Annotated in this window: 30 protein-coding genes and 1 tRNA gene; 26 read left to right on the top strand and 5 right to left on the bottom strand. The window is 62.1% G+C overall.

The window, feature by feature from the left end; all coding sequences use genetic code 11:
• Nucleotides 1-3 precede the first annotated feature (3 nt).
• The 4 genes from flgF (at nt 4) to ACVNHC_RS17020 (ending at nt 3,949) form a co-directional block, all read left to right on the top strand.
• Nucleotides 4-729 (top strand): flagellar basal-body rod protein FlgF, encoded by a 726-nt coding sequence (gene flgF, locus ACVNHC_RS17005; RefSeq protein ID WP_050474418.1) that lies wholly within the window; start codon nt 4-6, stop codon nt 727-729.
• Nucleotides 726-1,451: a hypothetical protein gene (locus tag ACVNHC_RS17010; protein WP_457168200.1), complete on the top strand. Its 726-nt coding sequence runs from the start codon at nt 726-728 to the stop codon at nt 1,449-1,451. Before flgF ends, ACVNHC_RS17010 begins: the two co-directional genes overlap by 4 nt.
• A complete protein-coding gene (fliI, locus tag ACVNHC_RS17015) occupies nt 1,438-2,760 on the top strand; it encodes a flagellar protein export ATPase FliI (protein ID WP_058898114.1) in 1,323 nt (440 codons plus the stop codon). Before ACVNHC_RS17010 ends, fliI begins: the two co-directional genes overlap by 14 nt.
• A 313-nt stretch (nt 2,761-3,073) precedes the next feature.
• Complete coding sequence (locus ACVNHC_RS17020; RefSeq protein ID WP_457168203.1) at nt 3,074-3,949, top strand: response regulator transcription factor; 876 nt, start codon at nt 3,074-3,076, stop codon at nt 3,947-3,949.
• Between the two features lie 223 nt (nt 3,950-4,172).
• Here ACVNHC_RS17020 and ACVNHC_RS17025 read toward each other — a convergent pair whose 3' ends face one another.
• Nucleotides 4,173-4,430 carry an SDR family oxidoreductase gene (locus tag ACVNHC_RS17025; protein ID WP_457168205.1) on the bottom strand — a complete coding sequence of 86 codons (258 nt, stop codon included), beginning with the start codon at nt 4,428-4,430 and terminating at the stop codon, nt 4,173-4,175.
• Nucleotides 4,431-4,796: 366 nt separating this feature from the next.
• Here ACVNHC_RS17025 and ACVNHC_RS17030 point away from each other — a divergent pair, with 366 nt between their 5' ends.
• The 8 genes from ACVNHC_RS17030 (at nt 4,797) to ACVNHC_RS17065 (ending at nt 10,621) form a co-directional block, all read left to right on the top strand.
• Nucleotides 4,797-5,108: an ArsR/SmtB family transcription factor gene (locus tag ACVNHC_RS17030; protein WP_058900546.1), complete on the top strand. Its 312-nt coding sequence runs from the start codon at nt 4,797-4,799 to the stop codon at nt 5,106-5,108.
• 4 nt (nt 5,109-5,112) lie between these two features.
• Entirely contained in the window at nt 5,113-5,664 is a 552-nt protein-coding gene (locus tag ACVNHC_RS17035) for an SRPBCC family protein (RefSeq protein ID WP_094463468.1), read from the top strand.
• Between the two features lie 41 nt (nt 5,665-5,705).
• Nucleotides 5,706-6,149 (top strand): VOC family protein, encoded by a 444-nt coding sequence (locus ACVNHC_RS17040; protein WP_457168208.1) that lies wholly within the window; start codon nt 5,706-5,708, stop codon nt 6,147-6,149.
• A gap of 134 nt (nt 6,150-6,283) precedes the next feature.
• Nucleotides 6,284-7,111, top strand: a complete 828-nt coding sequence (locus ACVNHC_RS17045) for an APH(3') family aminoglycoside O-phosphotransferase (RefSeq protein ID WP_457168209.1) — start codon at nt 6,284-6,286, stop codon at nt 7,109-7,111.
• Between the two features lie 47 nt (nt 7,112-7,158).
• Nucleotides 7,159-7,410 (top strand): recombinase family protein, encoded by a 252-nt coding sequence (locus tag ACVNHC_RS17050; protein WP_457168211.1) that lies wholly within the window; start codon nt 7,159-7,161, stop codon nt 7,408-7,410.
• Nucleotides 7,411-7,761: 351 nt separating this feature from the next.
• Nucleotides 7,762-8,568, top strand: coding sequence for a helix-turn-helix domain-containing protein (locus ACVNHC_RS17055; RefSeq protein ID WP_457168213.1), 807 nt, complete (start codon nt 7,762-7,764; stop codon nt 8,566-8,568).
• On the top strand, nt 8,568-8,993 hold the full coding sequence (locus ACVNHC_RS17060) for an HNH endonuclease signature motif containing protein (protein ID WP_457168215.1): 426 nt from the start codon (nt 8,568-8,570) through the stop codon (nt 8,991-8,993). Before ACVNHC_RS17055 ends, ACVNHC_RS17060 begins: the two co-directional genes overlap by 1 nt.
• Nucleotides 8,993-10,621: a terminase large subunit gene (locus ACVNHC_RS17065; RefSeq protein WP_457168217.1), complete on the top strand. Its 1,629-nt coding sequence runs from the start codon at nt 8,993-8,995 to the stop codon at nt 10,619-10,621. The genes ACVNHC_RS17060 and ACVNHC_RS17065 overlap by 1 nt, the downstream gene beginning before the upstream one ends.
• Nucleotides 10,622-10,636: 15 nt before the next feature.
• Here ACVNHC_RS17065 and ACVNHC_RS17070 read toward each other — a convergent pair whose 3' ends face one another.
• Nucleotides 10,637-10,915: a hypothetical protein gene (locus ACVNHC_RS17070; RefSeq protein WP_457168219.1), complete on the bottom strand. Its 279-nt coding sequence runs from the start codon at nt 10,913-10,915 to the stop codon at nt 10,637-10,639.
• Entirely contained in the window at nt 10,908-11,156 is a 249-nt protein-coding gene (locus ACVNHC_RS17075) for a helix-turn-helix transcriptional regulator (RefSeq protein ID WP_457168221.1), read from the bottom strand. The genes ACVNHC_RS17070 and ACVNHC_RS17075 overlap by 8 nt, the downstream gene beginning before the upstream one ends.
• 96 nt (nt 11,157-11,252) lie before the next feature.
• On the opposite strand from ACVNHC_RS17075, the gene ACVNHC_RS17080 reads away from it, so the two are divergent.
• From ACVNHC_RS17080 to ACVNHC_RS17115, 8 genes are all read left to right on the top strand, one after another.
• Complete coding sequence (locus tag ACVNHC_RS17080) at nt 11,253-11,504, top strand: hypothetical protein (protein WP_457168223.1); 252 nt, start codon at nt 11,253-11,255, stop codon at nt 11,502-11,504.
• Between the two features lie 234 nt (nt 11,505-11,738).
• The gene (locus ACVNHC_RS17085; protein WP_457168225.1) at nt 11,739-12,458 is read left to right on the top strand and encodes a hypothetical protein; all 720 of its coding nucleotides are present in this window, start codon (nt 11,739-11,741) and stop codon (nt 12,456-12,458) included.
• A 195-nt stretch (nt 12,459-12,653) separates the two neighbouring features.
• Nucleotides 12,654-13,889: a phage major capsid protein gene (locus tag ACVNHC_RS17090; protein ID WP_457168227.1), complete on the top strand. Its 1,236-nt coding sequence runs from the start codon at nt 12,654-12,656 to the stop codon at nt 13,887-13,889.
• Between the two features lie 3 nt (nt 13,890-13,892).
• Entirely contained in the window at nt 13,893-14,168 is a 276-nt protein-coding gene (locus tag ACVNHC_RS17095) for a head-tail connector protein (RefSeq protein WP_457168229.1), read from the top strand.
• The gene (locus tag ACVNHC_RS17100; RefSeq protein WP_457168231.1) at nt 14,165-14,701 is read left to right on the top strand and encodes an HK97 family phage prohead protease; all 537 of its coding nucleotides are present in this window, start codon (nt 14,165-14,167) and stop codon (nt 14,699-14,701) included. The genes ACVNHC_RS17095 and ACVNHC_RS17100 overlap by 4 nt, the downstream gene beginning before the upstream one ends.
• On the top strand, nt 14,698-15,909 hold the full coding sequence (locus ACVNHC_RS17105) for a phage portal protein (RefSeq protein ID WP_457168233.1): 1,212 nt from the start codon (nt 14,698-14,700) through the stop codon (nt 15,907-15,909). The genes ACVNHC_RS17100 and ACVNHC_RS17105 overlap by 4 nt, the downstream gene beginning before the upstream one ends.
• The gene (locus ACVNHC_RS17110) at nt 15,906-16,094 is read left to right on the top strand and encodes a hypothetical protein (protein WP_457168235.1); all 189 of its coding nucleotides are present in this window, start codon (nt 15,906-15,908) and stop codon (nt 16,092-16,094) included. The genes ACVNHC_RS17105 and ACVNHC_RS17110 overlap by 4 nt, the downstream gene beginning before the upstream one ends.
• Nucleotides 16,091-17,182 (top strand): tyrosine-type recombinase/integrase, encoded by a 1,092-nt coding sequence (locus tag ACVNHC_RS17115; protein ID WP_457168237.1) that lies wholly within the window; start codon nt 16,091-16,093, stop codon nt 17,180-17,182. Before ACVNHC_RS17110 ends, ACVNHC_RS17115 begins: the two co-directional genes overlap by 4 nt.
• A 28-nt stretch (nt 17,183-17,210) precedes the next feature.
• On the opposite strand, the gene ACVNHC_RS17120 is transcribed toward ACVNHC_RS17115, so the two are convergent.
• Nucleotides 17,211-17,300, bottom strand: a tRNA-Ser gene (locus ACVNHC_RS17120).
• A gap of 357 nt (nt 17,301-17,657) precedes the next feature.
• Between ACVNHC_RS17120 and ACVNHC_RS17125 the strand changes: the two genes are divergently transcribed.
• The 6 genes from ACVNHC_RS17125 (at nt 17,658) to pabB (ending at nt 24,092) form a co-directional block, all read left to right on the top strand.
• Nucleotides 17,658-17,978, top strand: a complete 321-nt coding sequence (locus ACVNHC_RS17125; RefSeq protein ID WP_058898081.1) for a hypothetical protein — start codon at nt 17,658-17,660, stop codon at nt 17,976-17,978.
• 64 nt (nt 17,979-18,042) lie between these two features.
• Nucleotides 18,043-18,729 carry a peptide-methionine (S)-S-oxide reductase MsrA gene (gene msrA / locus ACVNHC_RS17130; RefSeq protein WP_457168239.1) on the top strand — a complete coding sequence of 229 codons (687 nt, stop codon included), beginning with the start codon at nt 18,043-18,045 and terminating at the stop codon, nt 18,727-18,729.
• Nucleotides 18,729-19,373: a hypothetical protein gene (locus tag ACVNHC_RS17135; RefSeq protein ID WP_374630636.1), complete on the top strand. Its 645-nt coding sequence runs from the start codon at nt 18,729-18,731 to the stop codon at nt 19,371-19,373. The genes msrA and ACVNHC_RS17135 overlap by 1 nt, the downstream gene beginning before the upstream one ends.
• A gap of 242 nt (nt 19,374-19,615) precedes the next feature.
• Nucleotides 19,616-21,118 carry a methyl-accepting chemotaxis protein gene (locus tag ACVNHC_RS17140; protein ID WP_457168242.1) on the top strand — a complete coding sequence of 501 codons (1,503 nt, stop codon included), beginning with the start codon at nt 19,616-19,618 and terminating at the stop codon, nt 21,116-21,118.
• Between the two features lie 70 nt (nt 21,119-21,188).
• Nucleotides 21,189-22,163 (top strand): zinc metalloprotease HtpX, encoded by a 975-nt coding sequence (locus ACVNHC_RS17145; protein ID WP_457168244.1) that lies wholly within the window; start codon nt 21,189-21,191, stop codon nt 22,161-22,163.
• A 138-nt stretch (nt 22,164-22,301) separates the two neighbouring features.
• Entirely contained in the window at nt 22,302-24,092 is a 1,791-nt protein-coding gene (pabB, locus tag ACVNHC_RS17150; protein ID WP_457168246.1) for an aminodeoxychorismate synthase component I, read from the top strand.
• A gap of 64 nt (nt 24,093-24,156) precedes the next feature.
• Here the strand turns inward: pabB and ACVNHC_RS17155 are convergent, their stop codons facing one another.
• Nucleotides 24,157-24,966, bottom strand: coding sequence for a class I SAM-dependent methyltransferase (locus ACVNHC_RS17155; protein WP_058898075.1), 810 nt, complete (start codon nt 24,964-24,966; stop codon nt 24,157-24,159).
• Nucleotides 24,967-25,089: the final 123 nt, after the last annotated feature.

Below are 25,089 nucleotides of genomic sequence, written 5' to 3' on the forward strand. Positions count from 1 at the left end.
TCCATGCAGTCCGCACTTTATGTCGCCCTGTCGGCTCAGGTCGCTCTTTCCAACCGGCTGGAGACGGTCGCCCGGAACCTTGCCAATATGAATACGGCCGGCTACCGGGCGGATGAGGTGAAGTTCGCCGAAGTCCTGTCCAAGGCAGGCGCTGATCCGGTGAGCTTTGCCACGGCTGGTGAAACCTATATCTCCCGGCAGGCGGGCGGGGTGAGCAAGACCGACAATCCGCTGGATCTGGCCGTTGATGGCGACGGCTGGTTTGCCATCCGCGCCGGAGACACGGTTGCCTACACCCGTGACGGGCGCATGAAGATCGATGTGGACGGCGTTCTGCGCACGCTGAATGGCCATGACCTGCTGGATGCCGGCGGTCTGCCGATCCAGCTCGATCTCAATCAGGGCATGCCGCGCATCGGGCCGGATGGAACAGTGACACAGGGCGAGGATATCGCCGGTGCTGTCGGCCTGTTCCGCATTCCCGAAGATGCAAAGCTCCGCCGCTTCGAAAACTCGGGCGTCATCCCGGATCAGCCCGCAGAGCCGGTGCAGGCCTTTGATACGGCAAGCATCGTGCAAGGCTACACGGAAAGCTCCAACATCAATCCGATCCGTGAAATGACCAAGCTGATCATGCTGACCCGCGCCTTCGACAGTGCGACGAAGATGATCGACACCAGCAATGACACCCAGTCGCAGGCCGTGCGCGATCTGGGAGCGACCTCGTGACGCCGCTGGGAGCTGTGCCGCCGGTCAAGCCGCAAGTGAGCGCCGGCAGCGTCAATTCACCCCGTCAGGCTGCGGATGTCTCAACCGGTGAAGACGGCAACGGCCTGGGGTTTCGCGATATCGTTGATATCATCAATCCTTTCCAGCATCTGCCGCTCATCGGTGAGATTTACCGGAATGTGACGGGGGACCAGATCTCCGACGGGGCCCGCCACGCGGGGCACGCGCTTTATGGGCTGGCGCTCGGCGGTCCGCTTGGCATGGCCGGCATGCTTGGTTACGCCATGGCTGGTTCTGCCGTGGAAGGCGCCCTGCAAACGCCGGGCACAACGGAGAACACGGAAGCGGCTGTTGCGCGGGCTCCGGATGAGCCGACCATTCCTTCAGCCAAACCTCATGTTCATGAGCTGGCTAACAACTCCATTCCTGCGTCTTCACAAGGCACCGGCACGGACGATCCGCTGGGCATGCGCGTGGCCCGCTCGCGCGATGAGGTTGCGGCAGCACCGGTGAACCTCACGCGCTGGCTCACAGATCCGGCAAGCGTTGCAGTGCCTCTGGCCAAACCGTCGTCCGGCTCCGGGACGCGCGAGGCGCGGCCTCAGGATCAACCGGCCGCGCTGGATGCGGTTATCCAGCACCCGGCGAACCGTTTGCCGCTCGATGTGCTGGAAACCTTGCGCAACCGTCATAAGGATCTGATCCGCGATGCCCGCGCTTGACCGGCTGGCGCTTGCCGTTTCTGCAGCTTCCAAGGAAGTTGATCCGGTCCGCATCGGCGGCCGGGTCATTCAGGTGACACCTGGCGTCATTCGCGTCACCGGGCTGTCGCGCTCCGTCTGCATCGGTGATCTTGTGTCACTCGAAGGCAAGGGGGGCGAGCGGCGCGGCGAGATCATCCGCCTCGATGAGGATGATGTTTATGTGAAGCCCTACGGCAACCTGGCTGATATCGGCATCGGCGCCCGCGCCTGGCGCAAGGGCGCATTGACGGTGCATCCGCATCAGGCCTGGAAAGGCCGTGTGGTCAATGCGCTGGGGCAGGCGGCGGATGGCAAGGGACCCTTGCGCACCAGCGCCGCGGCCATGTCCCTCGACAACGAGCCGCCGCAGATGCTGGAGCGCGCCCGTGCCCGCAAGCCGGTGCGCACGGGCGTCAAGGTCATTGACCTGTTCACGCCGCTTTGCGTTGGCCAGCGTATCGGCGTCTTCGCCGGGTCCGGCGTTGGCAAGTCCACGTTGCTGGCCATGCTGGCGGGGTCGGGCGATTTCGACACCGTGGTCGTCGGCCTTGTGGGCGAGCGTGGACGCGAGGTGCGCGAGTTTGTCGAGGACGTGCTGGGCGATGCGCTGGAGCGGTCCGTGGTGGTCGTGGCGACCGGTGACGAGAGCGCCATGATGCGGCGCCTTGCCCCGCGTACGGCGATGAGTGTGGCCGAATATTTTCGGGGCCTCGGCCAGTCCGTGCTGCTGATCATCGATTCCGCGACGCGCTTTGCCCATGCGGCCCGCGATGTGGCGATGGCCGCCGGCGAACCGCCGGTCGCCCGCGGCTATACGCCAAGCGTTTTCTCCGACCTGACCCGCCTGCTGGAGCGCGCTGGCCCCGGGGCAGAAGGGGAGGGAGCGATTACCGGCGTCTTCTCGGTGCTGGTGGATGGCGACGATCACAATGATCCGGTGGCCGACACGATGCGCGGTGTGCTGGACGGGCATATCGTTCTCGACCGTGCCATCGCTGACGCCGGGCGCTATCCGGCGGTCAATATCCTGTCGTCCGTCTCCCGCCTGTCCCAGCATGCCTGGACACCGGAAGAGCGTGAGCTGATCATGCGGCTGAAAGCCATGATCTCGCGCTACGAAGACACCCGCGACCTGCGGTTGATGGGGGGATATCAGGCCGGCAGTGATCCCGCGCTCGACAAGGCCGTGCAACTGGTTCCGCGGATCTATGAGTTCCTGAGACAGGACGCACGGGGCCTGCCATCGCCCGATCCATTCGGCGATCTGGCAAGAGCACTCTCTTCATAGCAGAAAATGACGCAACGGAAGAATAGGGTGAGCATGCCTCTTGCGTTGCTCAGGTTGTGTCATTATAATTTCACACACGTTCCCTGATGTGAGGGCACGTGAAGGTGCGAATCACAATATCTGTTTGATTTGAAGTTTATCGATTTTTCCGCTTTGGTGCCGTAAGTTGGCATTTATATAAAATATTCAACCCCGATGTTACGGATTATACGCCAAAGTCACAACCTTTTCCGGCTGTAACTGCACGATACATTTGACGTAGGCGCTTCTACCCACTACCAGTTGGTTGCAAGGCTGTGTTGGGGAAAACACTATGTTCGTGATTGTCGACTCGCGGGAGATCGTAACGGCAGGTTATGCCGCCGGTTTCGAGCGTGAAGGTTTCGCCTGTATGGCACTAACCCCGTCCGAGCTTCCGGAATGGGTGAAGACGGCTTCAGAAGATGACCTCGCCTCAATTGAGGCTTTTCTTTTGGGCGAATGTGAGGAACGGCCCGATTTTCCGCGGCTGATCCGGTCATACTGTGATCAGGCTCCGATCCTGGCGCTGGATGAGCGGCCAAGCCTCGATCAGACGCTGGAGCTGTTTGCCTGCGGCGTTGATGATGTGCTGCGCAAGCCGATCCATGTGCGCGAGATCCTCGCCCGTGTCGGCGCCATCCGCCGCCGTACCATGACCGAGGCGGACAATCTCGAAGTCGGCCGCATCAAGGTCTTCTTCGATGGCCGGGACGCCCTCGTCGGCGGTGATGTGTTCGAACTGCCACGCCGTGAGCGCCGCATTCTGGAATATCTTGCGCGCAACCATGGCCGCCGCGTCACCAAGACCCAGATCTACAACGCCGTCTACGGCCTCATGAACGAGGAAGTCGATGAATGCGTTGTCGAAAGCCACGTCTCCAAGCTTCGCAAGAAGCTCAAGGCGCGCCTCGGGTATGATCCGGTCGAATCCAAGCGCTACATCGGCTACATGCTCAAGGCTCAGCCTCAGGAAGCTGCTGCCCGTCCTGCGCAGGATGCCCGCCGCAGCGGCTTCCCTCATCCTCCTGTTCAAGGTGGAGAGGCGGCGCAGCCATCACCTATGACGAGTGGGTGTCAGCGCGCAGATATGGCATGGGCTCTCACAGCACATGGCCACAAACACTCAGCTTTAGATATGGGGAGAAAGTTATCTGCGAAAGCAGAATAATGGCGCAAGCTTGAGATTGGGCGCGAGAGGTCTGCTCGGGTGCGTGTGCGTCATGCCGAACTTGATTTGCGTCCAGGGCAATGGTTCGTGCGATGAGACACAAATGGAAACCCACCCCTTTTCGGGGGCACGCGATCCAAACCATTCATCGTCTCGTTTGCCCGTCACCCGGTTGCGCGGGGTCAGGCGCGGAATGCTCCGTCGATCGTATGCATGGCACGGGTCACGAATCCCGCCTCGCCAGCCAGGCGGCAAGCCCGGCGGCTTCCTCCGGCCTCCAATGACGTTTGATGGCCATGAAGCTGTGCAGCAGATCCTTCAACGGCCCGTTCGCCGGGTTCACGTCTGTGCCGATCGGATCTGGCTGCACGACGTTGACAGTGATGCCGCGCGGGCCGAAATCGCGGGCCAGCCCGCGCGCTATGCCCTGCAGGGCCGGCTTGCTCAGCGCATAGGGCGCGATGCCCTGGCGCTGGCACAAGCGCTTTCAGCGTGAACAGGTCGAAACAGACAGCGTGGAAGAGCGCTCAACGCCTCAGCCTTCCATCGAACAAGGCCAGCTTTCTGATCAGCTGTGCAACCGGGGATAACCTTCTGACCAAGCTTGCGGATTAAGCCACGTGTCCGCGCAATCGCCATCAAGTGACACACAGCCGTTCGGAATCATGCAGGCTTCTTGGGGGAACGCTTGGTCTTCCCGCCCCTCAGCGCGGATTCGGATCATTTCTGGCGGTATTGATGCCGAAGGACGAGTGGAACAGCCAACCGGGCTTCCTCTCGCGCATTCATGAAGCAATGCCTGTCGTATGCCTTGACAGGTATATACCTTGATCGGCATATTGCAGCCATGCACCTAGATCCATTCTCAGTTCTTGCCGAGCCCGCGAGACGCAACATCCTCGACCAGCTGCGTTTGGGAGAAACCAGCGTGACAGACCTCGTCGACAGGCTGGATCTGCCGCAGCCCAGTGTCTCGAAGCACCTGAGGGTGTTGCGCGAGGCCGGCTTCGTCAGCAGCAAGGTTGCGGCACAACGGCGGATCTATCGGCTCGAGCCAGAGCGGATCAGGGCCATCGACGAATGGTTGGCCCCCTATCGGGCAATGTGGACAAAATCGTTGGATGCCCTGGAGCGGCATCTCGACACGATGGAGGACTGATCGAATGGGGCGCAAGGATTTTAAGTGTGGCCCACTGGCCGAGGTCAGCCGGGAGACCGGTGACGGCGAAGCAACTTTGATTTTCCGGCGCAACCTCGCCCATCCACCCGAGAAAGTGTGGCGCGCCCTCACTCAGCCCAATGAACAGATTGAATGGATGCCGTTCGTTTCGGACCGCGACATTGGAACTCCCGGCCCTTTCTTTCTGCGCATGACGGATCATGAAGAGGCCGGGGAAAGTGCTGCAGAAGTCTTGAAAGCCGAGCCTGCGCGCCTGTTGCAATACACATGGGGCGATGACGTCCTGACCTGGGAACTCGAACCCAGAGGAAGCGGCACGCGTTTGACATTGCGTCATCGCACGAACGTTCCGGAGCATTTTGCCAGCTTTGCTGCTGGTTGGCACATCTGCATCGACGTCATGGTCCGTTTCCTTGACGGTAGCCCGGTCGGGCCAATCGTCGGCGAGGCAGCAATGGAATTTGGCTGGCAGGATCTCCACGAAGCCTATTCGGAAATTCTTGGAGCAGCGCTGGATAAGGCAACGCAAGCTTAGTTTCTCGGCGCTCAGAGACCTCTCATTGACAGGAGAAGAAAATGAACTCCGGCCTAGTGAAGATAAGAACCACGGTTCTCTGCCTGCCGGTTAGCGACCCTGGCCGCAGCCTCGCTTTCTATCAAAACGTGTTCGGGTATCGCGATGCCGCGATTGAAGACGGGATCATCGCCCTCGAACTCCCCAGTCTCTCCCTGTTTCTGATGGAAAGAACCGCCTTTGAAGCTTACAGCCGGAAAGCCGGTCGTGGCGTTCAGTTTCCCGGTGCAGATTGCGGCGCGATCATCAGTTGCGCGATGACGACCCGTGATGCTGTTGATGCAATGATGAAGGCCGCCCCATCCCATGGCGGTTCCGTGTCAGGTAGGCCGGCGATTGATGAGGCGTCGGGAGGCTATACCGGTTACGTGACCGATCCCGACGGTTATCTGTGGGAACTGGTGTTCCCGCTGCAAAGATCGGAAGCAGCTGACGCATTCGGATGACTGGCTTCGATCGTGGGTGACTTCATGGCGCGACCTCAGGCATTGCATATCCGGCGGTGCATGAACTTGGCATGTAGCCCCAATGCCCCGCGCAATGCAGATATCGTCGCGTTAAACGTATAGAGAGGAGCCGTATGGCAATGGAGCTTTCTGCGGGCCTGACAGACGTATTCGCAGGGGGACTGCCGGGCGGCGATCTTCCGCACGTGCTACACGAGCGCCTAAGAGGCTATTCGGGCACAGCAATTTCGACCGGGCGTTCGTCCGCGAATGTCTTCCGCATGGCCGGGTCCGGGGTGCCGGCGTTGTTTCTCAAACACGGGTTCGGGGAAGGCGCCGCTGAGATTGAGGCGGAGGCCAGCTGCCTGCGCTGGCTCAAGAGCGAAGGGATCGCTTGTGCGGAGGTGATCGAGCAAGTGACCACCGATGGAAGCGTTTGGCTGCTGTCGAGCGAGGTGACCGGAAGGGATGTCGCTACGTCGATGCAACTCGCTCCGGACGAGGTTGTTGCCATTGCCGCAGAAGGTCTCCGCCGGCTGCACGCCTTGAACCCTTCCAAATGTCCGTTTGATCAGCGGCTTGACCGCCGGATTGATCTGGCGCGCGAACGCGTCGAAATGAACCTCGTGGACGAGACCGATTTTGACGCCGAGCGCATGGGGCGAACAGCACGTTCAGTTTTTGAGGATTTGATCGCGCATCGACCGCGCGCAGAAGATCTGGTGGTGACCCACGGCGATGCCACCTTCGAGAACCTCATGCAATGCGATGGCCGCTTCTCAGGCTTTGTCGACTGCGGCCGGCTAGGCGTTGCCGATCGATATCGGGACCTTGCCTTGATCACCCGAAGCATCGAGGACCGGCTGGGCCGGCAGTGGGTTCAAACCTTCTTCGATATCTATGGTTGCCACTACGACGAAACTCGCATTCGTTACTATCAGATCCTCGACGAATTCTTCTGAGTTCAGCTTCGGATTATCCGTGTCCTGCTCCCCTGAAATTCACCGCAGTGGATTTTCCGAAGCCGAGCCGGTCGACGGTCCATATCCTTGAAGCTGTCGCTGAGCACGAGCGCGAAATGATCTCAACGCGGACGAAGGCCGCTCCGCAGGCAGCGAAGGCGCGCGGCAAGCATCTCGGCGGCGATTGCGGTAATTTCACAGCTTTCATCCACCAGCAGCTGCCAGGAGGCCTCAAGCCCGTCATTCAACGCGCGGCGGCCAGACTACCCGCGTACTCTTCGGGTCATGAGAGGCGGTAATTTCGATAGATGTCTGACTAGCCGACGCGGATCCAGATCGGCAAACGCCTTCAGCACCCGATACCGTCCCGATTGTGAGGCCGCGGTGCTCGCGCGGGCCTCATACCCCGCTCCGCCAGGATGCTACACAGTTTGTTACACAGCAAATGCGCAGATCACGCATCAGCAGTCAAAGAAATGCGCGAAATCGTTGGAAATCGGGGACTTTTGAAAGGAAGAAATGGCGGACAGAGAGGGAGCCGCCTTCTCTTTTTCTATCAACGCCTTGACCTGTCTAACCCCCCTTCAGGCGGGTATTGATTTTGCTGACGTTTTTTGCCGCATGTCCAACCGGATTCTTGGGGGTGCAGCATGACAAACGTGCTCCCTCTGCGGCTCGAGCGCGGTCCAGCGGCCGTGCCTGCCATTCAATACAGCGACAAACTCGAATGGCTTCAGATGATCGCGCGCGATCCGGCTCTGACGCCTTCAGATAAGGTCATTGCCATGGTCCTGTCTGTGTACATCAACACGCAAGACGGCCGCGCCTGGCCTTCGCATGAGCGGCTGGCCGGGGAAGCACACCTCAACGAGCGCACGGTGACACGCGCCATGAAGGCGCTTGTGGAGCGTGGTTATCTGACCGTGGAGAAAGCCAGCGGGCGCGGGAGCTGCAACGTCTACACCTTCGTGCCGGTCACTTCGGAATCAGCGCCGGGGCTGACCGGTGACGCTGCCCCTGCCGAAGCACCTGAAAAGGGTGACAAAAGTTACCGTGAACCGGAACGGAAAGGTGACAAAAACGGCACAGAAAGGGTGACAAATCCTGCGGCAAAGGGTGACAAAAACTGCACCCTAAATAAGATAAATAATAAAAATAAAAAAACCAAAGGCGCGGGCACGCGTGAGAGCGTGCCGCAAGGCCCTGTTCGCCTTCCCGGCCCAAGCAGGCCAAAGGCTCCACCGCAGGAGCGGGCAAGGTTTGTCGCAATCGCTGAGCCGCGATATCAGGCGCTTGCAACGGTCCATGAGGAATTGCGCGGAAAGCCGCCGCATGTGCTTCCTTCAAACCTCAGCCCCTCAGGTGAAGCGGGCTCGTCGTTTCTCCTGGATGTTTTCGCGGAGATGGAGAGGCGCGAGCAAGCGGCGCTGCCGGATGGCTGGGAAAGGGGCGCGTGATGGCAGGCTGGCCCTACAACACGGCCAGATGGCAGCGGCTGCGGCTCGCGAAGCTGGCAAGTCAGCCAGTCTGCGAACCTTGCGGGCTCCGGGGCGTCGTTACGCTGGCGAACACCGTTGATCACGTCACGCCGGTGAATGCCGGTGGCGATCCCTTCCCCCCGCTCGATGGCCTCATGGCCATGTGCGAGCGTTGCCACAATGAGAAAACGGCGGCTCATGACCGGCGGCACAAGAAACCATTTGCGCGCCGCATCAAGGGTTTCGATCTGAGCGGCAATCCGGCTGATCCGGGTGATGGCTGGCACGGGGGCGGTTCCAATCACCAGAACGGCAGCGCGACCGGACCGATGGGGGAGTCGCGGAGATACTTAGTTTCACCCTCTCAACCTCTTGATACTCAAGACGATTCCGGGTTTGCATAATGGCAGTCAGAGGCATCGGGGCGAAGGCCCTTTCGGAGCGCGGCAAGATTGACGTTCGCCCGGTGAAGCCCTGGGAGGTGCCCGGTCTGTCCCGTTCCGGCCGCGTGATTGCCTTCCTGGAGGATCTGCCGATCACGGCGGGCAAGCTCGCTGGCACAACGATGAAAATCCGCCCCTGGCAGCGGAAGTTCATCGAAGCCGTCTATGCCGAAACGGGGGACGGGCTGCGGCCGGTGCGCACTGCGGTGCTTTCGATGGCCCGCAAGAACGGCAAGACGCAGCTTGCCGCCGGGCTTGCACTTTGCCACCTGATGGGACCTGAAGCAGAGCCACGCGGTGAAGTCTACTCGGCGGCGCTGACACGCGATCAGGCCGCGAAGCTTTTTCAAGAGATGTGCGCCATCCTGGCCGCGCACCCTGAGCTCGACGATCGCGCAAATATTATCAGGTTCAACAAACAGATTGAAGTGCTGACCGGGGATGGAGCCGGTTCGATTTATGCTGCCTTGTCGGCAGACGCCGGGTCAAAGATGGGTTTGTCTCCGTCCTTCGTCGTCTATGACGAGCTGGGCAGCGCACCAAATCGCGATCTGTTCGACGCGCTGGATACCGCGACCGGCGCACGCGAAAATCCGTTGATGGTTTGCATCTCGACACAGGCCGCCGCTGACCACCACGTTTTTTCTGAACTGATAGATTACGGCCTGCGGGTCCAGTCGGGCGACGTGGCCGACCCTACGTTTCACCTCACGCTGCATGCCGCGCCGCAGGATGCCGATCCGTGGAGCCGGGAAGCCTGGCTTGCGGCCAATCCAGCGCTCTCTGACTTCCGTTCCCTTGATGACGTGGAGCGGCAGGCGGCGCAGGCGCGCCTTGTCCCGTCGAAAGAAAGCGCCTTCCGGAATCTGATCCTCAATCAGCGGGTTTCAGCCGTCTCCCGCTTCATCCACAAAGCGGAATGGGACCGCTGCAACGCGGCCCCCGATCTTGCGGCGCTGGCGGGCCGGGAATGTTATGGCGGGCTTGACCTGTCCGGCTCGCGGGATTTGACCGCGTTTGTGCTCGTGTTCCCCGGCGAGGGGCGCAGCTTTGACGTTGTGTGCGAGTTCTTCATGCCGGAGGCGAATATTGCCGAACGCTCGAATGAAGACCGCGTGCCTTATGACCTCTGGGCGAAGCAGGGCTTTATTACGCTCATTCCCGGCTCGACAATTGATCCGGGTTTTGTGGCACAGTCAGTCATGAACGCCGCCCAAACCTACAGCCTCCAGACGGTTGCCTATGACCGGTGGCGGATTGAAGACTTCAAGCGCGAGCTGGGCCTGTTCGGCGGCAGCGTACCGCTGGAGCCGTTCGGGCAGGGCTTCAAAGACATGTCCCCCGCCGTCGATACGCTGGAGCGTTGCGTTGCTGAAAAACTGCTGCGGCACGGCGGCAACCCTGTTTTGAACATGTGTGCTGCCAACGCCGTGATCACCCGAGATCCTGCCGGGAGCCGGAAGCTCGACAAAAGCAAAGCCACCGGCCGCATTGACGGGCTTGTCGCCCTGGCTATGGCGCTGCAGGTTTCCGGGCGGCACGAGCCGGAGGAGATGCCGGCGTGTTTGCTGGAGATGCTGGAAGGTTGATTTGTGCGCGCCCCGTTATTTCAGGCGCGGTGGCAGCGTTGGGATACGAGGGGGCCGTTGTGCGAGCTTTTCCCTAGGTTTTGCCTTAGCTTCTAGCGCCTCGAACCCAGCAGTCGTGACCTGATAGCAGTAGACGTTTGGGTCTTTGCTCCACGGCGTTTGTGAAGCATATCCGAGCTCGACAAGCTTCAGCGCCATTTCCTCGCTAATGTTGGGAATATGGTGGATTGGCTCGTCAGAACTGGCGCTCATCAAAGCGTTTATGGCTTTGATGATTGCGGGCTTCTCACGCATCCGTCTGTGCTCCCTGTTTCTTTAGCCGAACACCCGGCCCTTCTCCATTCTCTGAAATAAAGATCACATCAGCGGTCTCCAACGCGCGTTTGATCGCGTCGAGCGTCACTGCGCGAGGCTCGCGTGCGCCCCGCTCAAAATCGACAATGGTTCGAAGTGCGACCTTTGACGCCTCCGCAAGCTGGTCTCTCGACCATTCAATAAGGGCGCGGGCAGCTCTGCACTGAGCTGGAGTTATCATGAAAAAAACCTATTTGCACTTTTCATGTTGACAACAAAAGCGCAAAGTTGCACTTATATTGCATACTTAACACAACCAACATGTTGGAGCAACAGAATGTCCCATGAACCGTCCGAACTGCTGCAGTCCCTTGAACAGATCAGAAACCGCATTGATGACGCCTATGATGCAAGTGCGCTTCTGGAAGTTTCAGAACGTGCCTTGGATGATTTTATGATGAAGTTTCCAAGCATCGAGCACAGTGTCGTTGCAAGTGCAGCCAGAACCTTGGATCAGGCAAACAAGAAAATTAGATTGATAATCGATTTTCTTGAGAGGGCAGAGATGAAAATCGGGAAGCCAACCTGAGGCGCTGAGGAATATTCATTGGCCCCGGCCACTGTCAGGCAAGCCAAGACGGGTGACACGGTGTCACCCGTCTAACTCGAAAGCCAGCAGATGCCGGTACCTCAACCATTTCAAGTGCCAACGTGCCTGCGCTCTGGGAATGGCCTCCCGTTAGCCTTCGGGGAAAACCGTGGCACTTGCTACGCTTTGAAAAACGTGTTAGATAACACGGAATCAAACGTGAGATATGCCACTATGCGCCCTCAGTATGTGCTTACGACATTCACCCCCGCTGAGGCGGAGAAAATCACGACCCTCGGAACTGTAGCGCAGCGCGATTGGCGCCGACGCGAATTTATTCCCTCAGTGGAGGGACATGCTCGCTTCGACGCCTTTGCGCTCGCTGAAATGTGGGTCATGAAGATGCTCTCCGACCGAGGCGTTGGCCCGCAAATGTCGAAGGCGGTGGCCAACTGGTGTGCAGTTGGCATCCTCTGGCACGCATTGAAAGACGTGGATGCTTACGAGGGGGATCATCACAGGACATTCGATTGGGAGCCGGAAGAACTCAGGCCCAAACCGGTGGCCAACACGGTTGCCTTCCTCACACAGAAGTTCGAGGAAGCAGGAATGGCCCTGCCACACGATCTGGATTTTACCTGGGAAGCCAAAGCCTCTTGGCTCGCAAAACAGGTCTTCCGGCAGAAGGGGTATTCCGGCGTCATCCCGGCTGGTTACTTCTTATGGTGGGCCGATGGCTCACACGAATGGCATGTCTCTCTCGACAAGGCCTTTTCCGACCTGTCCAGTGAAGCAAGGTATGCAGGTCCCGTTATCGTGCTGGATCTGCAGGCGCTTGCGACGACTCTCAACCAGAGAGCAGGCAGAGCTCTGGTTCACGTTGAATTTCCAGTGAATGAAGAAGGCAAGATAGTCCGCCCGTTCGAGTGCGGGCCGGATATGCCGCTCGGATAAATCCCAATTCCGCGCCAGTCATTGAGGCCCCGCCAGCGGGCCAACAGCGACAAGCGGCCCTCCGGGGCGCGGGGCAACAGAACACTGGTCAAGGGCTGCGCGCTGGCGATTTTTTCCGCCCTGTCAGGGCATTAACCGAAGCATTCAACCGATCTGATGACTTTGTTCCTGCTGGTATCAACCGAGGGACTTTCCATGAAGAAGCTTATTGAACTGCGCGAGAAGCGCGCCGCGAAGCTGGCCGAAATGCGCAATCTGCATTCCAAGGACAAGCTGGAAGAGGCTGAAGAGCAGCGCTTCACCAGCCTGGAAGCCGAAGTCAGCGAAATTGACGGCCTGATCGCTCGTGAAGAGCGCATGGCCGCTTTCGAGCGGGAGGAACAGCGCGGCGAAGCGGTGACGGGTGGCGAGTTCGGGCGCGAGCTGAGAAATTATTCTCTTGCCGCCGCCATCAACGGCGCTCTCTCTGGCCGACTGGCTGGCCGCGAGGCTGAAATCGATCAGGAGCTGAAGCGCGGGCGCGAGGGGCGCTCCGGCGCTTCCGGCATTCATCTGGCTGTTCCGTCAGAGATTCTGCTGGGCATGGAGGGGCGCAGCCAGACCGTGGGCACTGGCCCGGCAGGCGGCTATACCGTTGCCACCAATGTGGCGGCTGTTGCCGACCGGTTCCGCCCCGCCCTGAAGGTTGAGGCCCTGGGCGCGACCGTTCTTCGCGGATTGACCGGCTTCCTCGACCTGCCGAACCTTGCCGCCAGCGGCACGGCAAGCTGGGTGAACGAAGACGGCAATGCCACCCGCACGGCAGCCACCTTTGAAAAGGTGTCGATGGCACCGAAGACCGTGACCGGCGAATACCGCCTTTCGCGCCGCCTGATGCTGCAGTCTGGCGCTGCCATTGAAGACATTTTGCGCCGTGATCTGGGCTTCCTGCTGGCGCAGGGGCTGGATCTGGCGGCGATCAACGGCGAGGGGGCGAACAATCAGCCGCTCGGCATTTTGCAGACGCCCGGCGTTGCCAAGGTGACCACGGAAGCGGCCTTTTCCGACACGACGGCCAACCTGATTGCCGAACTGGAGCTGGATGATGTGACCGGCACGGCGGCCTTCCTGACCAACCCAACGGTGATGAAGGCCGTTCGCAAGATGAAGGATCAGCAGGGGCACATTCTGCCGGTGGCGGAGCTGTTCCACAATGCCCGCGTCGAAACCTCCACGCAGGTTCCGGACGATATCGGCGCGAGCGATGACAAGTCGGCGCTGATCTATGGCCAGTGGGGCGAGCTGTACCTGGGCTACTGGAGCGCGGTTGATATCCTGATCAACCCCTATCACCCGGACGTGGCTTCAAACGGCGGTGCGCTGCTTCACGCCTTCCTTGATGCCGATGTTGCCGCCCGGCACCCTGAAGCATTCGCCTACGCGGAGATTTGAACCATGGTCTCGCTCGCTGACGCAAAGGCATATCTGCGCATTGACGCCGATGATGAAGACGCGCTGATCGAGCGCTTGATTGCGGCAGCGGGCGGGCACCTCGCGTCCATCGGCGTGAACATGGAAACCACGCCGCTGCCTGCTGCGGTTGAGCAGGCGCAACTTCTTCTTGTTGGCCATTTTTACGAAAATCGCGAAGCGACGAGCACGGCGGGCAATACCGAAATCAGCATCGGCGTCGACAGGCTCGTCGCGCCCTTCAGGGAGGCAGGCATATGAGCAACTTTGAACGGCGCGGCTACGCTGTCGAAATCCGCGCAAAAGGCCGCCGCCTGGAAGGTTATGCGGCCACGTTTGCCAGCTCTGCCAGCATTGGCGGGCGCTTCACCGAATCCATTGCACCGGGGGCCTTCGCGGGCTCGCTGCGTTCCAAGGCGGATGTTCTGGCACTGGTGGATCATGATCCGGGCCGCGTGCTGGCCCGCACCCGCTCCGGCACGCTGCGGCTTGCCGAAGACAGCAAAGGGCTTGCCTTTGACCTCGACCTGCCAGATACGGCAGCAGGGCGCGACGTTCTGGCCCTGGCCGAACGTGGCGACCTTGGCGGCATGTCCTTTGGCTTCACCGCACTGGACGAAAAGCGCGACGGCGACCGCCGCGAACTGCTGGCGGTGGAGCTTCACGAAATCAGCGTCATTCAGGCCTGGCCTGCCTATGAAGGCACGGTCATTCAGGCCAGATCCCTCTTCCGTTCTTCGCCCTTCCGTTCCTACGCGGATCGTGCCTTGCGCCTGCTGGAGTTGTCCAAATGAGCCTGCTTGATCGCTTCCTTGGGCGCGAAAAGCGCGCTACCCAGTCTGATGATCCCTACCTTGCCGAATGGTTCGGCCTGCGCGGCGGCATCGGCGGCCATGTCGATCCGGGCCGGGCCAGCGGCATTGCCGTGGCGCATGCCTGCATTGCCATCGTCAGCCAGAACCTTGCCGCCATGCCGCTGAACCTCTACCGCCGTGCGGAAAACGGCGGGCGTGAACGGGCTATGGATCACCCGCTTTACACAGTGCTGCATGACATGGCCAATCCGGCCATGACCGCTTTTGAGGCCCGCGAAGCGCTGCTGGCATCGCTGATGGTGTCCGGCAACGCCTTTGCCCGGCTCGAATGGAACGGGCGCGGACAGGTGGCGGCGCTGTATCCTCTGGACCCCGGCCAAGTGGCTGTTGAGCGGCTGGAAAGCGGCCGTCTCCGTTACCGCGTTTCCAGCCGTGGCGGGGGCGCTCACGTCTACCTTCAGGAAGAAATCCTGCACCTGCGCTACCGCCTTGCCCGTGATGGCGTGATGGGGCTTTCGCCGATCCAAATCGCGCGGGAGACTTTCAGCCTGGCACTGACGCAGCAGGAGACTGCAGGCAAGCAGGCGGCCAAGAGCTTCCTTCCCGAAGGCGCTCTGGTGTTCCCGCAGGTCATCGGCAAGGACCAACGGCAGACGGTTCTCGACAAGCTGGAAACCAAGGTCAACTCCGACCTGTCAACCCGTGGCGTCCTCGTCCTTGATGGGGGCACGGATTGGAAATCCTTCTCGTTTTCATCGAAGGACGCGGAGTTTCTGGAGAGCCGGAAGCTTACTAATCTGGACATTTGCCGGATCTGGGGTGTCCCGCCAACCGTGGCAGGCATTACCGATAACGCGACATATTCCAACAGCGATCAGGAGAGCCGCGCCCTCGTCGTGCGGTGCCTGGCGCCCATGGCGCGGCGGATCGAACAGGCGATGAATGCCGCCCTCCTGACTTCCGAAAGCCGGAAATCGCTCTTCATTGAACACGACCTTGCGGGCCTGCTGCGCGGCGACATGAAGGCCCGCTATGACGCCTACAGCGTCGGCCGGAACGGCGGGTGGCTTTCCGTGAATGAAATTCGCGCCTGGGAAAACATGCCGAAGATCGACGGCGGCGATGACTACCTGTCCCCCCTCAACATGACGTCAGCCGGCGCATTGCCGGAGGAGGAAGGCGAATGAAAAAAGCGAAAGCTCTTCTTCCGCAGGCAGATGCGACGAGGCTCTTCCGGGCGGCGCGTGCGGCGGGCTATGGCTCGGCGCGGATCACAGTACGTCCTGACGGTACGGTTGAGGTTGAAGCCAGCGAGATGCCGCTTGTGACCTCTCCGCAGGAGGACAATTCATGGGATGATGTTCTGAGATGACGCGACGCCGCAACCCGCTGCCCAAGCACTGTTCCCTGATCATTGACCGGCACGGGAAGCCACGCATCCGGTTTCGCAAAAGCGGCTTTTCGACCTATCTCCCCTATCCGCCGATTGGCGACGAGTTTCAGCGCGCCTACGGGGCTGCGCTGGCTGGCGTCAAGGAATGGGCGGAAAATATCGGCAGCGGACGGACGCGGGCAGGTTCGTTCAATGCGCTGGCGGTGTCCTACTACCGGTCGGTTGAATTCACTGGCCAGCGGCCCAGCACGCAAAAGACCTATCGCGGCATCATCGAGCGTTTCCGCAAGCTTCATGGTGACCGCCTGATCCGTGACCTGCGGCGCGAGCATATCAAGGCGATTTTGGGCGGCATGGCGGATCGGCCGCATGCGGCAAACAATTTGCTCAAGGTGCTGAAGATCATGCTCGACCTTGCGCTTGACAACGGCTGGATCGACCGCAACCCGGCGCGTGGCGTGAAGAGCTACGGCAAGAAGACGGCCGGTTTCCATTCGTGGACCGATGATGAAATAGCTGCCTTCGAGGCGCGCCATCCGTCCGGCACCAAGGCGCGCCTGGCGCTGGCGCTGTTGCTCTATACGGCGCAGAGGCGTGGTGACGTGGCGCGGATGGGATGGCAGCACGTGCGCGACGGGCGCTTGCATGTGGTGCAGGGCAAGACCGGCGCGGAACTGGCGCTGGCCCTGCATCCGGCGCTTGTGTGTGAGCTTGAGGCAACGGCACGGGGGAACATGACGTTCCTAGTCACCGAATTCGGCGCGCCTTTTTCAGACGCAGGATTCGGCAACTGGTTCCGCGACCGGTGCCGGGAAGCCGGGCTCGTCAACTGTTCCGCCCATGGCCTGCGCAAGGCCGCTGCCCGGCGCATGGCTGAAGCTGGAATGAGCGCGGACATCATCAAGGCCGTGACCGGCCATACCAATCTTCGGACGCTCTCGATCTACACGGACGCCGCCGATCAGGCGCGCCTTGCGGATAGCGGGATTGCTGCCATCGGGCGGCTAAAACCAGAACACCCAATGTCCAACCTTTCTTCAAAGTTGGACAAAAGGGAGGGTAAGTAAATGATTTTTCAGGGAAATTCAAAAGTGATGGCGGACAGAGAGGGATTCGAACCCTCGATACGGTTTCCCGTATACACGCGTTCCAGGCGTGCGCCTTCAACCACTCGGCCACCTGTCCGTCCGCAGCGGGCTTGCCGCTTGGAGTGGGCGGAATATACCCAGATGGACGCGGAGTGCAAGGACCGGCGGCAAATTTTTTCCGGCTTTTCAGGGCGTTGCTGCTTCGGGGCCGCAATGGGTCGCGGGATGCCGCAGAAAGTGGCGGAAAGCTGCGGTCTTTTGAAGGTGTTCAGGCGGGGTGCAGAGCCTTCAGGGCCGGGGAAAACTTTGCCGTGGCAGCTTCATCTGCTTTGCGGGATGGTCTTTTGCAGCAAAATCTGAAAAAAGCAGTGAGGCTGGGCTGCGGGCATCAGGCGAGGCCGCGCCGGACCGGTGGCCGCAGTGCCCGGCCGTGGAAATGGGAGGCTCTGGACGCATGTTTGCCCTCTTGCGCCTGGTGTTGCGATTGGCCGGGTTCTTTCTGCTCGGTGTTGCCGTGGTCGCGGCGGTGGTGGATGGAAGCCGCTCCGTGGCGGCATCCGGCTTCTCCTTCACGCCGCTGGCGGAAGTCTGGGCCGAGTTTTCCGCCGAAAGCCTCGCCCTTGCCGGCAAGGCAGTCGTGACCCATGTGGGGTCCTGGGCGTGGGACTGGGTGATCGGCGCCGTCTTGTCCCTGCCTGTCTGGGCGGTGGCGATGCCTGCAGCCTTTCTGCTGCTGGCGGCAGGCTCCGCCCGCACGCGCCGCGAGATCATCTGATGCCGTGAAAGGCTGTCCTGTTTCGACGGGGCCGCCGCCATCTGTCTCACAGGGAGTGCAAGACATGTCCTTCATGACCATGCTGAGCCGGAAATTCGTTCTGCCAACGGCGGCCGAGGCCCTGCCGGGCCGGGCCGAGCCTGTCCGCCTCACCCAGCCGCATGCGGTGCTGGGCCGCCCGCTGACACCCCCCTGGCCGGAGGGCATGCAGGCCGTGTGTTTCGGCATGGGCTGTTTCTGGGGGGCGGAACGGGCCTTCTGGAGCCTTGAAGGCGTTCATGTCACGGCGGCCGGTTATGCCGGGGGGCACACGCCGAACCCGACCTATAACGAGGTCTGCACCGGCCGCACGGCCCATGCGGAGGTGGTGCTGGTGGTGCATGATCCCAGGGTTCTGCCGCTGGCCGCGCTGCTGAAGCTCTTCTGGGAGCGGCATGACCCCACCGAGGGCATGCGTCAGGGCAATGATGTGGGCACGCAATACCGTTCGGTGATCTATCTGCCGGATGAGGCCGCTTTGGCTGAGGCTGAGGCCTCGCGCGCGGCCTATGCGGGCGATCTGCGGGCGGCCGGGCGCACACGCGCCATCACCACGGAACTGGCCACCGGCGTTCCGTTCTATTTTGCCGAGGACTATCACCAGCAGTATCTGGCGAAAAATCCGAACGGCTACTGCGGGTTGCGCGGCACGGGCGTCGTCTGTTCGCCCGCAGCGCACATGCCGGAAAGCGCAGAGGAGAGCGGGGCCTGATGCTGGACCGCACCCGGGACGTTGCAGGTGGAACTTACCTTTTGACCGGCAGCCCGCAGAACGGGCTGGCAGCCCCCCAGGGCGCGCCGCCGGGCGTCATTCTGCGAGCGATGATTCTTGACGGGGTGATCACCGCGCGTGCGGCGCTGAAGGGGCAGCCGGACCGCGAGGCCATGGCCGCCGCACGCCGGGAACTCAGGGAAGCGCGCTGGTGCTTCAAGGTCTTCCGCAAGGCCATGGGCCCAGCCTATCCGGCCCGGGCGGCCCGGCTGCAGGCCGCCTCCCGCGCCATGAAGCATCTGGCTCGTCTTCTGGCCGTTGAGACGGCACCGGACCCTGCGGCCCTGGCCGAACTCTCGGCGGCGGCAGACGCGCTGCTGCGCCGCTGCGAAGGGGATGCGGTGTCTTTGGCGCCGTTTCAGGCGGATGAGGCCCGCTGCAAGGCCTATCTGCGCAAGCTGCGGCGCAAGGCAGCTGACGAGACGAAAAGGCAGGATGCCCCCTTGCTGCAGGAAGGTGAGGCTGAAGCCCGCTGGCAGCGCCGGCAGGCGCAGATCGCGCTCATCCAGCATGTGCTGGCCTGGGCCGGGCTCCTGCCCGAGGCTGAGGCCGTGGCGACGGCCGAGGCTGTGCAGGGCCCTTGAGGGGATGAGACAAAGGCCGGGCGCTGCAGCCAGCCGGTAAATCCTGCCTTCGTCCGCTTGCAGTTTGCGTTATATTCACACATCGTTAAGCATGATCAGCCTAGCGTTATCTTGGCTGGGGCGTGTCTTTCGTCCGGCTGGCGGTGCCGTCAGCCTTTCCCCGTCCGAACCTTGTGAAAACCGCTGCCGGATGACGGCTGCTGCGAGCGCAACCCGGAGGGTGCGCTGAAGGCGAGAACGGCATGATCCGCTACGACAGCCTGCGTGCCGCAGGCTTCAGGCTGCTGATGTTCTTCCTCTGGGCCAATGTTCTGGCCGTGACGGCGGCTGGCTGGTTCAATCCGCAGACCTCTGCTTCCATGGTTTCGGGCGCGGCGCTTATTCTTGGGGCCTGCGCCACGGCCCTGTGGCTGCGGGCGGAGCAGGGCACGGCGGCCCGCATGGCCGCGTCCGTCGTCATGGCCTGCCTGTCGCTTCTCTTGATGGCCTCCCTCACGGATGATCCGGCCTTCACCGCCTGGCAGAACCTGGCGCAGCTCTACGGTGTGCTGCTGCTGGCGGTGCTGGCGGCCGGGCTGGACTGGCGCATGACGGCGGCCTATGGCGCTGCAAGCGCTGCGCTGCATGTTCTGGCAGCGGCCCTTTACCCCTGGGCCGTTCCACCGGAAGGCAGCGGCTGGCCGCAGGTGCTGGCCTATGTGGCTGTGGTAGGCCTGTTTACGGGCGCGCTCTGCCGCTTCCTCGCGCATCTTCAGCATCTGGAGCAGGCGGACAATGCCGAACTGGCTGATGCTCAGCGGCATATCAGTGCGCTGGAGGCAGAACTGGCGATGGCGCGCCGGCCGGAACCCTCCGTGCCTGCCCTGCCTTTACCTGCCTCTGCCTCTCCTGAGCCGCGGCTGGCGGCGGCCTCTGCGTTGAAACGGGCCGAGCTGGAAACAGGCCTTGCGCTGATCTCGGGCCAGATCTCGGATCTGCGCCGTCAGGCGGCAGCACTGGCCGCGCGCATCGGAGAGGGCACCCAAGGCAGCGCCGGGCTGGGCGGCACCGGCAGTGCCACATCGGGCCGGATCGAGAAGATCGCCAATGCCTCGGGCGAACTGGCGGCCTCTGTCGGCGATATTGCGCGCAAGGTTGCGGGGGCGTCGGGCGCCATCTCGGAGGCGGCGCGGGGCACGGAAGTCTCCAGCCAGCGCATCACCAGCCTTGCCGGTTCTGTGGGCCGCATCGGCGAGGTGGTGGGCATGATCCAGGCCATCGCCGGGCAGACCAATCTTCTGGCGCTCAATGCCACCATCGAGGCAGCCCGTGCGGGGGCTGCCGGGCGCGGCTTTGCCGTTGTCGCCTCGGAGGTGAAGGATCTCGCCACGCAGACGGCCAAGGCCACGAGCGACATCACCGCCCAGATCAACGCCATCGCGGCGGAGACAAAGGGCGCGGTCGAGGCCATCGGCGGGATCACGTCCGTCATGGGCACGCTGGATGAAAACACGGCAGAGATTGCCCGTGCCATCGCCGCACAGGAAGAAACGGCCACCCGCCTTGAGGCAACCGCCCGCGATGTACTGGATGGCAACAGCCGCCTTGCCGGAGAGACGGGGGCCCTCTTCGCGCTGACAGCCAGCCTCGGCGCCTCCGCCTCGTCGCTGCAGCAGGGACTGGCCGAGCTGGAAGCGCAGGCGGCAAAGCTGCGCGATGCGCTGGAAACCGAGGACGGCAGAACCCAGGGCGCCTTCGCCGCATGAGGCAAGGCCTCCGCGCGGGTGATTGGCGTCAGGGGATGACTTTGGCAGCCGATGCGCCTACCTATTCTTCATGAGTCAGAACACAATCCTTGATGCGGCGCTGCGGCAGCGGCGCGGGTTTGAAAACCGGTTGCACACGGCATTGCTTGCCGCAGGCAGTCTGATGCTGCTTGTGGTCTGTGCCTATGTGCTGGGCGGGCAGACCGGCGTGTTGTGGGCGCTGGGCGGCGGTGGCTTCATGCTCTACGGGGCGATGAATGTGTCGCCCGCGCTGGTGCTGCGGCTCTACAAGGCGCGGCATCTGCCGGAACATGTGTTTCCCGAGGGCCATCAGGTGCTGACGGTGCTCGCCCGCCGGGCGGGCCTGCCGGCCGTGCCGAAGCTCTATTACGTGCCAAGCCGGATGATGAATGCCTTTGCCGTGGGCCGGGCGGAGGATGCGGCCGTCTGTGTGACGGACGGGCTGATCCGCGGGCTCACCTTGCGCGAGTTTGCGGGCGTCATGGCGCATGAGGTCAGCCATATCCGCAATGGCGATGTGCGGGTGATGGCGCTGGCCGATATCGTGGCGCGGCTCACATCCTCCATGTCTTTCGTCGGCCTGTTCCTGTTCTTCTTCCACATCCCGTCGATGATCGCGGGCGGTGCGGGTGTGCCGTGGGTGCTGATCGTGCTGCTGATGGCAGCGCCCACCGTGGGCACGCTGCTGCAGCTGGCGCTGTCGCGCACAAGGGAGTTTGATGCCGATCTGGGCGCGGCGGAACTGACCGGCGACCCGGACGGCCTTGCCTTTGCCCTGATGAAGCTGGAGCGGGTGCAGGGCCGCATGTGGGAGGCGATGGCCCTGCCGGGCGCGCGCATCCCCGAGCCGTCGATCCTGCGCAGCCACCCGAAGACCGAGGAGCGGGTGCAGCGCCTGCGCGAACTGAAGCTCCATGGCGATCCGCTGGTCTTCGATCACGGCGCACCGGTGGCCGGAAAGTCCTTCGTACCCAACATTGGCAAGCCGCGCTTCCGCGCCCGCGGGCTTGGGGTGTGGTACTGAGCCTGCCGGCTGACGCAGAAGCGGGATGGAATGCCGCTTTGGGGCTTGCCCTTGCGGGATGAGCGCGGCATGTATCCGCCTCCATACCAGACGGATGCTCCCTTGACCGGCACTCACGCGACAGATCCCGGACACTTCTTGGCGCCCTTGCCCGCCGGCACGGTGCTGCTGGTGGATGCGTTGAAGACGGGCAGGGCGACGTTATTCTCTGCGCCGCGCCGTGTGCTCGCCTGCCGCGTGATGCAGGAGGTTCCGGCGTTCCTGGCACAGCTTGAAGCAGCCCGGAAGGACGGCGCGCATCTGGCCGGGTTCTTCGCCTATGAATTCGGCTTTGCCTTTGAGCCGAAGCTGGCCGCAGGCCATCAGGATACGGGTGAGCTGCTGGCCTGGTTAGGCCTGTTTGATGCGCCGCAGGAGCTGGCGCTGGCAGATGTCTTTGCGCTGCTGGCAAAGGCTTCCGGCGGGGCAGAGGCGTCTGTCTCCGGCTTCACATACGACATGGACCGGGCGCGTTATGCTGAGGCTTTTGCCGCCGTGCAGCACCATCTGGCGGTGGGGGATATCTATCAGGCAAATCTCACCATGCGCGCCCGCTTTGCCCATCATGGGCCGGTAGAAGCGCAGTTTGCCCGGCTGCTGCGCCGCCAGCCGGTGCCTTATGCGGCTTTCATCAAGCTGGAGGACCGGGCCATCCTCTCCCTGTCGCCGGAGCTGTTTCTGGAGCGCAAGGGCGAGGGGCTGCGCACCCGGCCGATGAAGGGCACCGCCCCGCGCGGGCGCGACACTGCGGAAGATGCCGCGATTGCGGCAAGGCTCGCCAGCGATCCGAAGCAGCGGGCGGAAAACGTCATGATCGCCGATCTCATGCGCAACGACCTGTCGCGGGTGACGGAGGCCGGTTCGGTTGCCGTGCATGATGTCTTTGCGGTGGAGCGCTACCGCAGCCTGCACCAGATGGTCACCGGCGTCTCCGGCCGGCTGCTGCCTGGCATGGAGCTTCCCGCCATCATCGAAGGTCTGTTCCCCTGCGGCTCGATCACGGGCGCGCCGAAGCTCAGCGCCATGCAGATCATCCGGGCGCAGGAAACGGGGCCGCGCGGTGTTTACACCGGCTCCATCGGCGCCATCGCGCCATCCGGTGATTTCAGCTTCAACGTTGCCATACGCACGCTGGTGCTGAAAGAGGAGGGCACGGGCGAGGCGGGCATCGGCTCGGGCGTGGTGTTCGATTCCGGTGCTGCGCCCGAGTATGACGAATGCCTGCTGAAGCTGCGCTTTCTCACCGCGCCAGACGAGCGTTTCGAGCTGATCGAGACGCTGGGCTGGACGCCGGAGGAGGGCTATCTGCTGCTTGCCCGGCATCTGTCGCGGCTCACAGACAGCGCCCGCTACTTCGGCTTTGCCTGCGATCCGGCAGGCATCGAGGCGCAGCTTGCAGCGTTGGCCAGGGGCTTCACGGGGCCGCAGCGGGTGCGGCTGCTGCTGGCGGCAGATGGGGTGGTGACACTGACCCATGCGGATTTCGTGCCCACGGCACCGGGCGAAGTCTGGCCCGTCACCCTCTCGTCCAGACGCACTTCGGCTGAGGACCGGTTCTTCTTCCACAAGACCACCCGCCGCGCGCTTTATGACGACAGCCTCAAGGCAGCGATGGCGGCGGGGTTCAAGGAGATCCTGTTCGAGAACGAGGATGGCTTCCTGACGGAAGGCAGCTTCACCAACCTCTTCATCGCCCGCAATGGGCGTTTGCTGACGCCCGCACTGAAGCACGGTGTGCTGCCCGGCACGCTGCGGGCAGCGCTGTTGGACAAGCGCGTGGCCGCAGAAGCCGACCTGACGCGTGCCGATCTTGTCTCCGGCGCCCCTGTCTATGTAGGCAACTCCCTGCGCGGCCTCGTGCGGGTGAATTTGGTGCTGCCGGAGGACTGAGCTCCTCGAGGAGCCGGCCTGAGACCAAGTCTTTGAGATCTGCCGGCATCCCGGTGCCCTGGTCTCAGTCCTTCCTTGCGCAAATGACGTAGCGGTGCTGGGTTTGGCGTTCCAGCCGCTTCAGAAAGCTGAAGTTGGCCTTTTGTGCGCGGTGGATTGCGCGCATGTCCGTATCGATGGTGATCTTGCTGAAACCCGCAGCATGGAGCAGATGCTGCACTTCGGCAGCCCTTGCTCCGCCTGAGAAATGCACCCGGGACAGGATGCTGCGGTGGGTTTCGATCTGACTGCCGGCCGGACCGTTCCGGGGGGATGCATCCGGGGCGGACGTGCGGCTGGCGATCCAGGCCGCACAGCGGCTGGCGAGCCGGGCGATCAGGCTCTGGTTGACGAAATCGCCGTCGATGATGATGAGGCTTCCGCCCGGCTTCAGCACCCTGTGCCACTCCCGGAAGCAGGCCAGAGGGTCCACCAGCGTCCACACCAGATGCCGGTTGGTGATCACGTCATAGCTTTCGTCCGGCTCCATTGTGTTTTCTGCATCGCCCATGAGAAAGCGGATGGCACGGCCGCGCTCGCGCGCTTTTTTCCGCGCCCGTTCCAGCATTGGTTCAGCCCAGTCCATGCCGGTGACGGAAAAGCCGAGATCATCCAGAAGATGCGAGACGACGGCCGTTCCGCAGGCGAGGTCAAGCACTCTACGTCCTGCCCCTTCGCCCAGATGCTTGCGCAGCAGCCCGTGCCAGGCGGCCCGTTCCGCTTCGGAGAAAATCTCATGGCCGGGCTGCAGGTCGAAGGTTTCGGCCCGCAAGGACCAGTAGGCCTGGATCTCTTCTCTGAGGTTATGGTTCGTACGAAAGGCAGCATCGTTCATCGCGGCTTGTTCCTGCAGGATGAAAGTCAATCTGGAAAGCTTCTAAAAGATAAGGGGCTGACATAGATAGCTAGGAAAGGCTATTTTTGTCAGATGGTTAAGTTCAGGCGCCGGAGCAGGCTT

Source organism: Pannonibacter sp. Q-1, from assembly GCF_054073275.1.

Coding starts and splice junctions, on each gene's coding strand:
- flgF (WP_050474418.1), top strand. CDS start 4: ATGCAGTCCGCACTTTATGTCGCCCTGTCGGCTCAGGTCGCTCTTTCC.
- fliI (WP_058898114.1), top strand. CDS start 1,438: ATGCCCGCGCTTGACCGGCTGGCGCTTGCCGTTTCTGCAGCTTCCAAG.
- ACVNHC_RS17020 (WP_457168203.1), top strand. CDS start 3,074: ATGTTCGTGATTGTCGACTCGCGGGAGATCGTAACGGCAGGTTATGCC.
- ACVNHC_RS17030 (WP_058900546.1), top strand. CDS start 4,797: ATGCACCTAGATCCATTCTCAGTTCTTGCCGAGCCCGCGAGACGCAAC.
- ACVNHC_RS17035 (WP_094463468.1), top strand. CDS start 5,113: ATGGGGCGCAAGGATTTTAAGTGTGGCCCACTGGCCGAGGTCAGCCGG.
- ACVNHC_RS17040 (WP_457168208.1), top strand. CDS start 5,706: ATGAACTCCGGCCTAGTGAAGATAAGAACCACGGTTCTCTGCCTGCCG.
- ACVNHC_RS17045 (WP_457168209.1), top strand. CDS start 6,284: ATGGCAATGGAGCTTTCTGCGGGCCTGACAGACGTATTCGCAGGGGGA.
- ACVNHC_RS17055 (WP_457168213.1), top strand. CDS start 7,762: ATGACAAACGTGCTCCCTCTGCGGCTCGAGCGCGGTCCAGCGGCCGTG.
- ACVNHC_RS17060 (WP_457168215.1), top strand. CDS start 8,568: ATGGCAGGCTGGCCCTACAACACGGCCAGATGGCAGCGGCTGCGGCTC.
- ACVNHC_RS17065 (WP_457168217.1), top strand. CDS start 8,993: ATGGCAGTCAGAGGCATCGGGGCGAAGGCCCTTTCGGAGCGCGGCAAG.
- ACVNHC_RS17070 (WP_457168219.1), bottom strand. CDS start 10,915: ATGCGTGAGAAGCCCGCAATCATCAAAGCCATAAACGCTTTGATGAGC.
- ACVNHC_RS17075 (WP_457168221.1), bottom strand. CDS start 11,156: ATGATAACTCCAGCTCAGTGCAGAGCTGCCCGCGCCCTTATTGAATGG.
- ACVNHC_RS17080 (WP_457168223.1), top strand. CDS start 11,253: ATGTCCCATGAACCGTCCGAACTGCTGCAGTCCCTTGAACAGATCAGA.
- ACVNHC_RS17085 (WP_457168225.1), top strand. CDS start 11,739: ATGCGCCCTCAGTATGTGCTTACGACATTCACCCCCGCTGAGGCGGAG.
- ACVNHC_RS17090 (WP_457168227.1), top strand. CDS start 12,654: ATGAAGAAGCTTATTGAACTGCGCGAGAAGCGCGCCGCGAAGCTGGCC.
- ACVNHC_RS17095 (WP_457168229.1), top strand. CDS start 13,893: ATGGTCTCGCTCGCTGACGCAAAGGCATATCTGCGCATTGACGCCGAT.
- ACVNHC_RS17100 (WP_457168231.1), top strand. CDS start 14,165: ATGAGCAACTTTGAACGGCGCGGCTACGCTGTCGAAATCCGCGCAAAA.
- ACVNHC_RS17105 (WP_457168233.1), top strand. CDS start 14,698: ATGAGCCTGCTTGATCGCTTCCTTGGGCGCGAAAAGCGCGCTACCCAG.
- ACVNHC_RS17110 (WP_457168235.1), top strand. CDS start 15,906: ATGAAAAAAGCGAAAGCTCTTCTTCCGCAGGCAGATGCGACGAGGCTC.
- ACVNHC_RS17115 (WP_457168237.1), top strand. CDS start 16,091: ATGACGCGACGCCGCAACCCGCTGCCCAAGCACTGTTCCCTGATCATT.
- ACVNHC_RS17125 (WP_058898081.1), top strand. CDS start 17,658: ATGTTTGCCCTCTTGCGCCTGGTGTTGCGATTGGCCGGGTTCTTTCTG.
- msrA (WP_457168239.1), top strand. CDS start 18,043: ATGTCCTTCATGACCATGCTGAGCCGGAAATTCGTTCTGCCAACGGCG.
- ACVNHC_RS17135 (WP_374630636.1), top strand. CDS start 18,729: ATGCTGGACCGCACCCGGGACGTTGCAGGTGGAACTTACCTTTTGACC.
- ACVNHC_RS17140 (WP_457168242.1), top strand. CDS start 19,616: ATGATCCGCTACGACAGCCTGCGTGCCGCAGGCTTCAGGCTGCTGATG.
- ACVNHC_RS17145 (WP_457168244.1), top strand. CDS start 21,189: ATGAGTCAGAACACAATCCTTGATGCGGCGCTGCGGCAGCGGCGCGGG.
- ACVNHC_RS17155 (WP_058898075.1), bottom strand. CDS start 24,966: ATGAACGATGCTGCCTTTCGTACGAACCATAACCTCAGAGAAGAGATC.